The sequence below is a fragment of the uncultured Streptococcus sp. genome (genome assembly GCF_901875575.1).
In the GTDB taxonomy this organism is placed as follows: Bacteria; Bacillota; Bacilli; order Lactobacillales; family Streptococcaceae; genus Streptococcus.
In genome coordinates, this window is sequence record NZ_CABFMF010000062.1 from 1 (window position 1) to 559 (window position 559).

The 559-nt window shown below is 35.1% G+C and carries 1 protein-coding gene; it reads right to left on the reverse strand.

What is annotated here, in order from left to right; all coding sequences use genetic code 11:
• Positions 1-559, reverse strand: a 559-nt coding sequence (locus tag QZ114_RS08545; RefSeq protein WP_295502199.1) for a G5 domain-containing protein, incomplete at both ends; no start/stop codon positions are given.

A 559-nucleotide genomic window follows, 5' to 3' on the forward strand; every position in this document is an offset into this window, starting at 1 on the left:
TTCTTACTGTATCAGCATCTTTCTCAGGTGCTTTTACTTGTATACTTGCTTTATTTGACTCTTCCACTATAGCTATTGTAGGTAGTGGCACGTTACGATTTGGTTGTGCTCCTAGCGTTATCACCTCTTCTACCGCTTTTTTAGTTATTACTTTAGATTCATTTGGAGTCACTTTTCCATTTGTAGTATCTAAAGAGTAAGTTGTAGTTGTTGTTTCTTCTCCTTTTTCACCAGGTGTGGTTACTTCACAATAATCTTCTCCTTTTGTATCATCTATCACATAACGCGTTGTATATGGTATTTCTTTTGTCACGACTGTTGGTTTTGTTCCTACAGTAATAACTGTATCTACCTTATCTTCCTCGTTTTTTATCTCGTAATAATGCGGATTTAAACGTACTACTTTGTTATTCGAATCATAATCAGCAACTACTTCATCGTCTTTATAATTTATTATAGTTGAGTCATCAGGATTGTCCGGATCAACAGTGGTGTTTGTCAAGGCTACAAACTTCTTATTTGATTCTACCTTACGTTCAGCATATGCAGTATATTTACC